Annotated in this window: 11 protein-coding genes; 4 read left to right on the top strand and 7 right to left on the bottom strand. The window is 68.8% G+C overall.

All coding sequences use genetic code 11. From position 1 onward, the window contains the following. Positions 1-6: 6 nt before the first annotated feature. Both ABZ319_RS10290 and ABZ319_RS10285 read right to left on the bottom strand, forming a co-directional pair. On the bottom strand, positions 7-717 hold the full coding sequence (locus ABZ319_RS10290) for a DUF6875 domain-containing protein (RefSeq protein ID WP_354986041.1): 711 nt from the start codon (positions 715-717) through the stop codon (positions 7-9). 193 nt (positions 718-910) lie between these two features. Then, a complete protein-coding gene (locus ABZ319_RS10285; RefSeq protein WP_354986040.1) occupies positions 911-2,302 on the bottom strand; it encodes a glycine--tRNA ligase in 1,392 nt (463 codons plus the stop codon). Positions 2,303-2,492: 190 nt separating this feature from the next. Between ABZ319_RS10285 and ABZ319_RS10280 the strand changes: the two genes are divergently transcribed. After that, positions 2,493-2,888: a metalloregulator ArsR/SmtB family transcription factor gene (locus tag ABZ319_RS10280; RefSeq protein WP_354986039.1), complete on the top strand. Its 396-nt coding sequence runs from the start codon at positions 2,493-2,495 to the stop codon at positions 2,886-2,888. A gap of 3 nt (positions 2,889-2,891) precedes the next feature. Further along, entirely contained in the window at positions 2,892-3,308 is a 417-nt protein-coding gene (locus ABZ319_RS10275) for a Fur family transcriptional regulator (protein WP_354986038.1), read from the top strand. Between the two features lie 180 nt (positions 3,309-3,488). Here ABZ319_RS10275 and ABZ319_RS10270 read toward each other — a convergent pair whose 3' ends face one another. After that, complete coding sequence (locus ABZ319_RS10270) at positions 3,489-4,463, bottom strand: hypothetical protein (RefSeq protein ID WP_354986037.1); 975 nt, start codon at positions 4,461-4,463, stop codon at positions 3,489-3,491. Between the two features lie 103 nt (positions 4,464-4,566). On the opposite strand from ABZ319_RS10270, the gene ABZ319_RS10265 reads away from it, so the two are divergent. Then, positions 4,567-5,193, top strand: coding sequence for a TetR/AcrR family transcriptional regulator (locus ABZ319_RS10265; protein ID WP_354986036.1), 627 nt, complete (start codon positions 4,567-4,569; stop codon positions 5,191-5,193). A 105-nt stretch (positions 5,194-5,298) separates the two neighbouring features. Here ABZ319_RS10265 and ABZ319_RS10260 read toward each other — a convergent pair whose 3' ends face one another. From ABZ319_RS10260 to recO, 4 genes are all read right to left on the bottom strand, one after another. Then, entirely contained in the window at positions 5,299-5,676 is a 378-nt protein-coding gene (locus ABZ319_RS10260; protein ID WP_354986050.1) for a hypothetical protein, read from the bottom strand. 26 nt (positions 5,677-5,702) lie between these two features. Further along, positions 5,703-6,506, bottom strand: a complete 804-nt coding sequence (locus ABZ319_RS10255; protein WP_354986049.1) for an isoprenyl transferase — start codon at positions 6,504-6,506, stop codon at positions 5,703-5,705. Positions 6,507-6,953: 447 nt separating this feature from the next. After that, on the bottom strand, positions 6,954-9,143 hold the full coding sequence (locus tag ABZ319_RS10250) for a DUF4132 domain-containing protein (protein WP_354986035.1): 2,190 nt from the start codon (positions 9,141-9,143) through the stop codon (positions 6,954-6,956). Between the two features lie 378 nt (positions 9,144-9,521). Continuing rightward, positions 9,522-10,289, bottom strand: a complete 768-nt coding sequence (gene recO, locus ABZ319_RS10245) for a DNA repair protein RecO (protein ID WP_354986034.1) — start codon at positions 10,287-10,289, stop codon at positions 9,522-9,524. Positions 10,290-10,552: 263 nt separating this feature from the next. Between recO and ABZ319_RS10240 the strand changes: the two genes are divergently transcribed. Beyond that, entirely contained in the window at positions 10,553-11,974 is a 1,422-nt protein-coding gene (locus ABZ319_RS10240; RefSeq protein ID WP_354986033.1) for an amidase, read from the top strand. Positions 11,975-12,082: the final 108 nt, after the last annotated feature.

Below are 12,082 nucleotides of genomic sequence, written 5' to 3'. Positions count from 1 at the left end.
GCCGCCTCATCGACTACCGGTCGAACACGAATCGTCTCGCTGCTCCGCGTACGCGGGCACCCACGCGTCCGGGCGAGCGGTCAAGCGCCCCACCATGACCGCGCGCACGTGCGCGGGCAGCATGGGCGCGAACTTGCGCACATAGGCATCCATCCATTCCGCTCTGCCGAGCAGAAATGGGAAGTCGGTGGTCATCATGCTGCGCACGACGAGCATCGGCATGGGCGCGTCCAATGGCCGAAAGTCTTTGTTCCACAGGCCCGGTTGATCACAGCCCGGGTAAAACTGCCCGAACATCACGCCCTGCGCAACGAATTTGGTCTTGAATTCGGCATGGATGTCATCGATCAGCGAATAGTCGGACAGGTTCGGAAAGACGGTGATCAACGCACGAAGCACCGAAGTCGAGCTGCCGTTCCCCGTGGGCAATCCGGGATAAATCGCAAGTGCGTCCTCGATAATTGCGCGCACCCACATCATGTGCGGTTCCGCGGCGGGAACCTGCGCGAACCAGAGCAGATCGCGGCGCATCGCCGGTTTCACATACGGGCATACCGGCCCGTCACGGCCCAGATCATCGCTGGGACGGGTCAAATAGGAATCTGCCCATGATCGGAATGCCGCGATGGTGGATCGCGCGGCCGGGCAGGATGAAGCGGTGTCCCCCAATGACACCCATTGCAGCCCCGAGCGGGGCCCGATAACACGCTCGCTCATGACTCACCTCGACGGATAAGAAGCACAGCGGCAGGCGCCGTTGCCCCATACCTATCCATAGTCCGCCGATGCCGAACTGTTAACCCGAGTAGTGAAGTACCCGAATTGATCGAAGGTGACCCGAATTTCATGGGCAATCCGAAAAAAGAAAAGACCGGTCAGGTATCGACCGGTCTTTTCCGAGAGCTGAAAATCAGGCGCCGAGCAGGCGGGTGGCCAGGTAGCTCTCCACCTGATCGAGCGCGATGCGCTCCTGCGCCATGGAGTCGCGTTCCCGCACGGTGACCGCCTGATCCTCGAGGGTGTCGAAGTCGACGGTGATGCAGAACGGGGTGCCGATCTCGTCCTGACGACGGTAGCGGCGGCCGATGGCGCCGGCGTCGTCGAACTCGACGTTCCAGTTCTTGCGCAGCTGCGCGGCCAGATCCTTCGCCTTGGGCGAGAGATCGGCGTTGCGCGAGAGCGGCAGCACCGCGGCCTTGATCGGGGCCAAGCGGCGATCCAGGCGCAGCACGATGCGCTTCTCCAGCTCACCCTTGGCGTTGGGGGCCTCGTCCTCGCTGTAGGCATCGACCAGGAAGGCCATGAGCGAACGGGTCAGACCGGCCGCCGGCTCGATCACGTACGGGATGTAGCGCTCGTTCGCGGTCTGATCGAAGAAGCTCAGATCCTGGCCCGAATGCTCCGAATGCGTCTTGAGGTCGAAGTCGGTGCGGTTCGCGACGCCCTCGAGCTCACCCCACTCGCTGCCCTGGAAGCGGAAGCGGTACTCGATGTCCACCGTGCGGGTGGAGTAGTGCGAGAGCTTCTCCTTCGGGTGCTCGTAGATCCGCAGGTTCTCCGGATCGATGCCCAGGTCCGTGTACCAGGCCATGCGGGTGTCGATCCAGTACTGGTGCCACCGCTCGTCTTCACCCGGCTTGACGAAGAATTCCATCTCCATCTGCTCGAACTCGCGGGTGCGGAAGATGAAGTTGCCGGGGGTGATCTCGTTGCGGAAGCTCTTGCCGATCTGGGCGATGCCGAACGGCGGCTTCTTGCGCGCGGTGGTCTCGACGTTCTTGTAGTTCACGAAGATGCCCTGCGCGGTCTCGGGGCGCAGGTAGTGCATGCCGTCTTCGGACTCGACCGGGCCCAGGTAGGTCTTGAGCATCATGTTGAAGTCACGCGGCTCGGTCCACTTGCCGACGGTGCCGCAGTCGGGACAGCCGATGAGATCCATCGTGACCGTGTCCGGGTCCTCGATCTTGTGCTTGGCGGCGTACGCCTCCTGCAGGTGGTCCTGCCGGTGCCGCTTGTGGCAGTTCAGGCATTCCACCAGCGGATCGTTGAACACCGCGACGTGGCCCGAGGCCACCCACACCTGACGCGGGAGAATGATCGAGGAGTCCAGGCCGACGACATCCTCGCGGCTGGTCACCATGGACCGCCACCACTGCCGCTTGATGTTCTCCTTGAGCTCGACGCCGAGCGGGCCGTAATCCCACGCCGAGCGTGTGCCGCCGTAGATCTCACCGGCCGGGTACACCAGACCCCGTCGCTTGGCGAGGTTGGCGACAGTATCCACCTTCGACTTGGGTGCCACTCGAGATTTCTCCATCCGGTCCGGAAGATTGCCAGGGATTCGTTCAAGACTATCTGTCGCGGGCAAGGGAGTTTGCACCCGCTGTCCCCTGTTCGAACCGGACTCGTCACGACCCCGTACCGCGCGCCCATTTGACATGCGCACCCGTGCATACAAAAATGGCATCGGTTTCCAATAAGGAGTTGGTTCGATGACAACGGAGAGTGGGTCCCCGCTGCGGCGCGCCCGCGTCGAGACGGAAGCGCCGACCGCGATTCCGCACGACCCGTACCCCTATCGATCCCCCGTGCCGCCGGCGGTGCCCTCGCGCAATATCCTCGACTCGGCCGGGGAACTGCTGCGGGCGCTGGCCGCGCCGGTGCGCATCGCCATCGTGCTGCAACTGCGCGAATCCCCGCGCTGCGTGCACGAGCTGGTCGATACCCTCGGTGTGACACAACCGCTGATCAGCCAGCACCTGCGGATTCTCAAGTCCGCGGGCGTGGTTCGCGGGGAGCGCACCGGGCGCGAAGTGATCTACGAACTGGTGGACGAGCATCTGGCGCATATCGTCATCGATGCCGTCGCGCACGCCGAGGAAGGGTGAACCGTGGGAACGACCGAGAAGACAGTCGGTGTTCGCAGCACCCGCCAGCGCAGCGCCATCGCGGCCCTGCTCGCCGATATCGACGAATTCCGCTCCGCGCAGGAGCTGCACGACGAGTTGCGCCGGCGCGGTGAGGGCATCGGCCTGACCACCGTCTACCGGACGCTGCAGTCGCTCGCCGACGCCGGCATGGTCGACATGCTGCGCACGGACTCCGGCGAATCGGTGTACCGGCAGTGCTCGACCGGGCACCACCATCACCTGGTGTGCCGGCACTGCGGGTCCACGGTCGAGGTCGAGGGGCCGACGGTGGAGGCCTGGGCCGATTCGATCGCGGCCGAGCACGGGTTCACCGGCATCAGCCACACCATGGAGATCTTCGGGACCTGCCCGGCCTGCTCGGCGAATCAATCCGCTTAGCGGCGAAGCGGAAACGGAACGCTCGGCGGCGCACCCGACCTTCGAAGGGACGCGCCCCCGCCCTCGGGCCGGAGACAACGCAGCGGACCCCCGCCCGACATTCGGGCGGGGGTCACGCGTTCCAGCCCCCGGGCTGCCGGAACCCGATCGGGCCGGGCAGGGGTCATCGCGGGTGCGGCGTCAGACCGCGGGGGCCAGTTCCGGCTGTGCGGCCGGGACCGTCGCGGTGCGCGGGGTCCGGTAGATGCCGACGCCGAGCAGGATCACCGCGGCGGCGGCCCAGGCGAGCAGGGTGAGCAGCGGGGCCGCGGCGCCCGCGCCGTCGAAGTAGGCGACCGAGCGCAGCAGGCTGGCGGCCGCACCGGGCGGCAGCAGCTGGCCGATGGCGCCCCAGGGCTGCGGGAGCAGTTCGGGGGCGGAGGTGGCCGCGGAGAACGGGTTTCCGACCAGCAGCATGGTCAGCGCGGCCACGCCGATGCCCGCCCGGCCCAGGGCCGCCGCGAGTCCGGTGACGGTGCCCGCGACGGCGAAGGAGACCAGTCCGGCGATGGCCGCCAGGGCGAGGTAGGAGCCCGGCAGAATCGAGAGCCAGCCCTGGGCGATCGCCATGCTCAGCAGGCCGCCGGCCACCGCGAAGGTCGCCAGGCCCACGCCGCGCAGGGCGATCGAGGAGACCAGCAGGGTCAGCAGCACCCCGGCGGCGATGCCCGACATGACCAGCGGCAGCACCATGGAACCGAAGCCCGCGCCCCGGGGATCATCGGAATCGGCGGGGACCACGTCCTGCACCGCGGCCGCGGGCTGCCCCGAGAGCACCTGGGCGATGCCCGAAAGCTGTTGTGCCACCGCCGGACTTGCGGCGGAGGCGACCATGACCCGGGGTGCTCCGCCGCCGGTCACGATGGCGCCGTAGACCTCTCGGTTCTCGATGGCGGTCCGAGCGGCGGATTCGTCTGCGACGGTGCGGATGTCGAAGGCCTCGGCGTCCTGCTCGGTGAGCTTCTGCTCGACCGCGGCGGCCTGCGGCCCGGCGACCGCGAGGGGCAGATCACGCGGGGCGATATTGGTGGCCGGCCAAGCGAACGCGATGAGCATGACAGCTTGGATCAGCGCTGCGGCCAGGCCGATGGCTACGGCCTTGCGTGTGGTGTTCATCAAGTCCATCCCAAGAAAGCGAAGGTTCGTTCTTTTTGATGGGACAACCCTGACATCGCGCTGTCAGCTTGTCAAGAACGGATATTCGTTTTACTTTTGACGTATGCCCCGAGTCAGCGAAGAACACCTGGAACGACGCAGGCAGCAGATCCTGGACGCCGCGCAAACGTGCTTCGCCCGCAAGGGCCTTCACACCACCACCATGCAGGACGTATTCGCCGAATCCGGCCTGTCCGCGGGTGCTGTCTACCGGTACTTCAAGTCCAAGGACGACATCATCGCGGCCCTGACCACCGAGGCGACGGTCGATCTGCGGGCCGCGCTCAGCGAGGCGGTCTACAGCGATCCGCTGCCCACTCCCCCGCAGCTCATCCGCACGGTCGCCGAAACCATCGTGCGGCTCAGCGGGCCGGGCGGGCCGGTCCGGCTCATCCCGCAGGCGTGGTCGCTGGCGCTCACCGACCCGAACATCGCCGACTACGTGCGCACCAATATCGGCGGCATGCGCCGGCTCTGGGTCGACTACGCCAACCGCATGCGCGAGGTCGGCTGGCTCGCGCCGGACGCGGACACCGAGGCCATCGCCCGGGCCTTCGTCGGGCTGCTACCCGGGTTCATCCTGCAGTCGCTGATTCTGGGCGACACCGATCCGGAGACCTTCGCGCGCGGGGTGGAGCAGTTGCTCCCGGCCTACAAGCCGCTGGCGCTGCCCGAGGTGTCGCCGAACTGAATCGGCAGGGAAGCGCAGCCGGCATACACGAACAGCGGCATCGCATGTGAACGGCCGCACCGTGCACGAGTGACGGTGCGGCCGTTGAGTCTTCGAGTTCTCGGGCTAGGCCAGCAGGCCCTGCCGTGCCCGGCCCGCGCCGGACAGCACCAGCAGCAGCATGGTGGCGAAGGCGTCGTCTTCCAGGCCCGCGGCCGGGAAGGTGTAGCGCAGGATGATGTCGGCCTGTTTGTCGTGCGTGACCAGGGTGATCGAGCCGAACTGCAGGGCGGCGTTGCGTTCGGCGACGCGCTTGTGCAGTTGCGGCTTGAGCTGGCGATCCCAGGCCAGGACGCAGGTCAGGGTGAGCACGTCCAGGCCGGGGGCCAGATTCACCCCGCGCAGCGAGCACAGCGCGCCGTCGAACTCGAAGCCGAGACCGCCGTCCTCGACGCGGACATCCACCTCGTACTTCGCCAGGCAGGCGCCGGCGCGGGCCTGCAGCTCCTCGGCGGCGGAGACGTCCTCGCTCACCTGACGCCACCGAAGCGACGGTCTCGCTTGGCGTATTCGAGGCAGGCGGCCCACAGGTTGCGGCGGTCGAAGTCCGGGAAAAGCGTTTCCTGGAACACGAATTCGGCGTAGGCGGACTGCCACATCAGGAAGTTCGAGGTGCGGAACTCGCCCGAGGGGCGCAGGAACAGATCCACGTCCGGCATATCGGGTTCGTCGAGGAATCTGGCGATGGTGTCCTCGTTCACCTTCTCCGGGTCGATCTCGCCCGACTTCACCCGCCGCGCGATTTCCCTTGCGGCGTCCGCGATCTCGGCGCGACCGCCGTAGTTCACGCACATGGTCAGGGTCATCACCGTGTTGTCCTTGGTGAGCTCCTCGGCGACCTCGAGTTCCTTGATCACGCTGCGCCACAGTCGCGGTCGGCGTCCCGCCCAGCGGACCCGCACCCCCATCTCGTGCATCTCGTCGCGGCGGCGGCGGATGACGTCGCGGTTGAAGCCCATGAGGAACTTCACCTCGTCCGGGCTGCGCCGCCAGTTCTCGGTCGAGAAGGCGTAGGCCGAGAGCCACTTGACGCCGATCTCGATGCACCCCTCGACGGTGTCCATGAGCACCGCCTCGCCGCGCTCGTGCCCCGCAGTGCGCGGCAGCCCCTGCTCCTGCGCCCACCGGCCGTTGCCGTCCATGACCAGCGCCACGTGCTTGGGCACGAATTCCGCCGGGATGGCGGGCGGGGTCGCCCCGGAGGGGTGCGGCGACGGCGGACGCACGTCGCGCAGGACGGTGGAGGGTTTGCGAGTACCGATCACGCCCACCATCCTGCCCGACGCGCGCAAGCCCCCGACGCCGCCCACGGCATTCCCCCAACCTCCACCCAACTTCCCCACAATTCGGACGCCGGCACGACGGCGATCCGGGGAGCGGCGGCGGGCGAGCACAGGGTCGACACCACCGCAGCACGGACGCCGGCTGACGATGGCGATCCGGAAGCTGCCGGCGAACGGCAGGTATGGATGGGTACCGCAAACCGAGAACCCCGCGCAGCCGCCCCCGGCAGCACGAAAGCTCCGGAAATAGCGATGATCCGAGAGCTTCCGGACCGCCCGCTTTCCGGGCAACGCGGGGCGCGTTGGCAGGTCGAACGCCCGCGTGCGACCTGGCCGAGCTATCGCCTCTGACGCCAGGGTGGCTCCATACGGTGTCGGCACGTCACCCGGCCCCGATCGGCCGAGACGACGATCCGCGCCCGGCGGGCAGGGTCTTCGCTACCGGAGAAAATCCAGTTCGCGCAGGAGCTCGGAGGCCGCTATCGGGCCCAGGTCGGATAGGTCGAGGTCGTCGGGGAGTCGGAGGGCGGCGATGGTCTGTTCGGCGACGCCCATGGGGTTGCGGCCGTCGATGCCCGGGGAGATGTACAGGACCGCCCGGGCGGAGCCGCCGGGGACAGTGCGGATGAACCGGGTGGTCGAGCCGTTCTCACCGTAGCCCTTGGCCCAGCCGAAGCGGTTGAGGCCCAGGAGTTTTCCGGTCGGAACGACGAGATCCCTGTAGGGGTCCACACCCGCGGCGGACTCCGGCGAGCCGGGCGCGAAGCTCGTGCGCTCGAGTTGGGGGAACGGCTGCACGAGGTTGTAGTCGGCGAAGGTCTCGGCCCAGCGCTTGGTCGATTCGCCCAGGTGGAGCGGGTGAGCGATGCCGACGGAGACGTCGTCGGCGAGATCGATGCGGTTGTCGTCGAGGTCGGCCAGGGTGCCGTCGACGTCGATGCGGAAGGCGGCCCCGGGTGTGCCGTCGGCGTCGAAGGTCGTCCAGACCAGGCGGCGCGCGAGCTGACGCAGCAGCGGATGGTCGACGAACAGGGTGCGCTGGTTGACCACGGACCACCGGCGTCCCAGCACCATGGCGGTTTCCAGGCGGGTCGACTGGTCGGCGATGGCGGCTTTCAGCGCTTTTTTGAAGGACCCGAACGCGGCGTAGGCGGCCGGGGCGGCGGGACCGTCGGTCTTACCTGGTTTGGGCAGGTTCGAACGAACGGTGCCGTCCTCCTCGCGCACGATCGGATCCAGCTCGTCGTCGAGCCCGACGGTGAACCGCCGCGGGCCGTAGTCCACGGTGAACGTGCCCTGCTCGCTCAGCCCCAGGTCCGGCACGGCGCGGTCCGCGAACTCGGCGGGCGTGATGCCGAATCCGGCGGCGAGGTCGGCGATGATCCCGCGCGCCCGGCCGCGCACGTACGGCCAGCTCGAGTTCTCCAGCACGAGCTGAATGTGCATGTGCGCGTCGCGAGTTCCCATCAGCGCGAGCATGTCGAGAGCTTCGGCCGCGCGGTTGACGGCCCGGTCCCCCTCGGCGAGGGTGCGCAGACGGGCGGCGGTCGCGTTGTCACCGAGCAGGCCCAAAGCCCGCAGCGGCCACATGTTGCGCTTCGCGGGATACTTCGCGGACACCCATTGCCTATAGAGCGCCCAGACGAATTCGCCCCTGGAGGTGGGATCGAGCGCCGCGCTGGCGAGCGCTACCCCCGCGTAGTCACCGTCCGGCGAGCACATCATGAGCATGCTCACCAGGTGCTCCACCGCCGCCACCGGCACCATTTCGGCGCTGTCCCGCAACCGGATTCGCGGCAGTTCGGCGACATCGAGCCAGCTCGGCGACTTCGGGATCCGGGTGGGCAGGCGCAACAGCGGATCCCGGTCGAGCATCTCGTCGATGACGGCGGCGACGTCGGCTCCGAAGCTCGCGGCCGCGGTGCGAATCAGCTCGCGGTGACCGCCCCGGTCCAGCGACCACAGCATCTGCTCGGCTTCGCGCCGCGCCTTGACACCCTTTCCGACCGCGGCGGGGATCAGGTCCGGCACGGTGTCGACGGCATTGCGTTCGAACCACTTCCGCGCGGCGGCCGCGAGTAGGTCGTCGCGCTCGAGCCACCCCAGCATTACGCCGGTGATCTCGGCACCGACCAAGGGCATCAGCAGCGGTGCGCCGAAGTGATCGTTGTGCCGCGTCGCGGCGAGCACAACATCTGCCACGTCGATCCCGTAGCGGCCCAGCAACTTCCGGTGGGGGTCGTTGTGCGGACCGTGCGGACCGTTGGCCGGGTAGTAGTAGATGTTGAAGCCGAAGAGCCGGTTTACCGGAACCTGCGCGAGCAGCCGCAGGTAAGGGCGCGTCAACTCTTCGGGTCCGGCGGCAAGCGCCTGAACGAGCGGATACTCGAGTTCCTCCGCGGCCCGCTCGAGTTCCCGCGTCCATGCCTCCGAGGTCTCGGGCATGCTCTGGAGCTGGATGCCGGCCCACTCCTCCTGTTCGCCCGGAAGCCATTTCAGGCGCACCGGAGCCGGAACGACATCCAGTTCGACCACCCCCGGGCGAGTCTTCTTGCGCGCCAACCAGGGTGGCGACGCCAGCACGTCCGGTAGCGAACCGGTATCGGCGTCGATCGATGAGTGCGTCAACTACTCCCCTGAGCTGCTTGCCGTTTGCCTTCGCCAGCAATGTATCCGCGCGGGCCGACACCCGGGCTCCCGCCCACCGTCTCCGCCCGAACCCACGCGGCTCCCCGCGGGGCTCCCCGGCTGCCGGGACGGTTGCTCACCCCTCCACCGAGGGCGCCCGCCTGCCGAATAGGTGTCCCACCCTTCAGCGGGCGGGTCGCGTTCTTTTCGGTGAGGTCGGCCGACTTCAACACCTGACCGGACCGCGAAATCCAGGCACTGTGGCACATCCCGGCCCGCCGGACGAATCGGCCGGTCCGGTGGAAACTCGAGCGTGAACCCACGGCGGGCGGTGGCTGGAAGCTGCCTGGCGAGGTTCGAGCCTGCTCCCCGGTGTGGTCAGCTGACGGAGGCGGACTCCGCGGGCTCGTGGGGGCGGGTCCGTTCGATCAGGGGGAGGGTCCGGAGCTGGCGTTCCAGGTGCCATTGGAGGTGGGCGGCTATCAGGCCGCTGGCCTGGCGGCGCATGTTCTCGGGGACCGCGTGGACGCCGGACCAGTCGCCGACGTTGAGGGCGACCATGTGTTCCAGGACCCCGAGGATGGGGGTGGCCGCGCCGGGCGGGCGGCAGTGCACGCAGACCGCGCCGCCGGCGGCGACGTGGAAGGCGCGGTGCGGGCCGGGGGTGGCGCAACGGGCGCACTCGTCCAGGGCGGGTGCCCAGCCCGCGAAACCCATGGCGCGCAACAGGAAGGCGTCCAGGATCAACTCGTGCGGGCGGCGGCCCAGGGCGATGGCGCGCAGGGCGCCCGCGGTCAGGGTGTGCAGGCGCGGGGCGGGGGCGCGTTCCTCACCGGCGAGCCGCTCGGCGGTCTCGAGCACGGCACAGGCGGTGGTGTAGCGGCCGTAGTCGGCGACGATGTCCGAGGCGAAGGCCTCCACCGTGTGCACCTGGGTGACCACGTCCAGATTCCGGCCGGGATGCAACTGCACGTCGATGTAGGCGAACGGTTCGAGCCGCGCCCCGAACTTGGACCGGGTCCGCCGCACCCCCTTGGCGACCGCGCGCACCAGCCCGTGCTTGTGCGTGAGCAGCGTGACAATGCGGTCGGCCTCGCCCAGCTTGTGCTGGCGAAGCACCACCGCGTTGTCTCTGTACAGCTGCACCGCAACAGTCTCGCACGCGAGACCGACCACGCCCGCCCCGGTCACCGGCGTGCCCGCACAAGATCCCGGCCCGCCCGGCGATCGGCCGCGGGACAGCCCGGCCGATCCGCCCCCCGCGCAGGCGGAGTCCCGAAGCGCCGACCGGTCCGAGCGCCCCGCGTGCGACAACCCCGATCACGCGGCGATCTTGGCCGAAAGTGACATTGGACGTGTGACCAGAATCGCGCTACGTTTCCTGCTTACGGCTGGGAGACGGGACTCACATGACGATGGCGTCGATTGGTGAACTGGGGCTGGCGGAGCTGGCCGCGGCGCTGGCGCAGGGCAAGGTCAGTTCGGTCGCGGCGACCGGCGCCGCACTCGATCGCATCGAGGCGAGCCAGGGCGGGATGAACGCCTTCCGCGTGGTGCGGCGCGAGGCGGCGCTGGCCGAGGCCGCCGAGGCGGACCGCAAGCTGGCCGCGGGCGAGCGCGCACCGCTGCTGGGCGTGCCGCTGGCCATCAAGGACGACACCGACATCGTCGGCAGTCCCACCGCGTTCGGCTGCGGCGGCAACCTCCCTGACAAGACCGCGGACGCGGAAGTGGTTCGGCGACTGCGTATCTCGGGTGCGGTGATCGTCGGCAAGACCAATACCTGCGAGCTCGGCCAGCTGCCGTTCACCAGCGGCGACGCCTTCGGCCACACCCGCAATCCGTGGGGCTCCGAGCGCACCCCGGGCGGCTCCTCCGGCGGCTCGGCCGCGGCCGTGGCGGCCGGATTGGTGCCCGCCGCACTGGGTTCCGACGGCGCGGGCTCGGTACGCATCCCGGCGTCCTGGAACAACCTCGTCGGCATCAAACCCCAGCGCGGCCGCATCTCGACCTGGCCGCTGCCCGAGGCGTTCGAGGGCCTCACCGTGCACGGCCCCCTCGCTCGCACGGTCGCCGACGCGGCCCTGCTGCTCGACGCCGCCGCCGGCCCGCACGCCGGCGATCTGCACACCCCGCCCGCCCTGCGCGTCTCGGACGCCGTCGGCCGCGATCCCGGCCGCCTGCGCATCGCGCTGTCCCTGCGAATCCCGTTCACCGCCACCAGAACCCGCCTCGACCGCGAGGTGGAGGCGCGCGTACACGCGACCGCGAACACCCTGCGCCGCCTCGGCCACGAGGTCACCGTGGCGGACCTGCACTACGGCGTCATGATGGGCGCGACCTTCTTGCCCCGTTCGATGGTCGGCATCCGCAAGGCCCTGGACGCGCTCCCCGGCGCGACCGTGGACCCGCGCACCGTCGCGAACGCGCGCACCGGACGGATCCTGGGCCCGGCCCTGTTCGCCGCCCGCCACGCGGAAACCCTGCTGCGCATGCGAATCGGCAGGTTCTTCGACGATTACGACGTGGTCCTGGCCCCCACGACCGCCACCCCGCCCCCGGGCGTGCACGAGATCGACAACATCGGGAACTGGGCGACCGACGAACTGATCACCGCCTGCTGCCCCTACACCTGGCCCTGGAACGTCCTGGGCTGGCCCGCGGTCAACGTCCCCGCGGGCTTCACCGCCGCCGGCCTCCCGGTCGGCGCCCAGCTGATGGGCCCCGCCAACTCCGAACCCCTCTTGGTTTCGGTTGCCGCCCAACTGGAGTCGGAACTGAAGTGGTACGAACACCGCCCCGCCGACTGGTGGAGCGCCCCCGCCGCTTGACAGCCGACCACACTCACCCGCGACCGGCCCGACTCGGGAGGTAGGGCCAACTCGGCACTGCCCGATCCTCGGCCGCAAGTACAGCGAGCACGAAAACGCTGAAGGACG

The sequence above is a fragment of the Nocardia sp. NPDC005978 genome, assembly GCF_040614455.1.
Lineage (GTDB): Bacteria > Actinomycetota > Actinomycetes > Mycobacteriales > Mycobacteriaceae > Nocardia.
Note: the sequence above shows the minus strand (reverse complement) of the source record. Positions and strands in the feature narration are given on the sequence as shown.

Excerpts from the sequence above, each read along its gene's own strand:
- ABZ319_RS10290 (WP_354986041.1), bottom strand. The coding sequence starts at position 717 with ATGAGCGAGCGTGTTATCGGGCCCCGCTCGGGGCTGCAATGGGTGTCA.
- ABZ319_RS10280 (WP_354986039.1), top strand. The coding sequence starts at position 2,493 with ATGACAACGGAGAGTGGGTCCCCGCTGCGGCGCGCCCGCGTCGAGACG.
- ABZ319_RS10270 (WP_354986037.1), bottom strand. The coding sequence starts at position 4,463 with ATGAACACCACACGCAAGGCCGTAGCCATCGGCCTGGCCGCAGCGCTG.
- ABZ319_RS10265 (WP_354986036.1), top strand. The coding sequence starts at position 4,567 with ATGCCCCGAGTCAGCGAAGAACACCTGGAACGACGCAGGCAGCAGATC.
- ABZ319_RS10255 (WP_354986049.1), bottom strand. The coding sequence starts at position 6,506 with ATGGTGGGCGTGATCGGTACTCGCAAACCCTCCACCGTCCTGCGCGAC.
- ABZ319_RS10240 (WP_354986033.1), top strand. The coding sequence starts at position 10,553 with ATGACGATGGCGTCGATTGGTGAACTGGGGCTGGCGGAGCTGGCCGCG.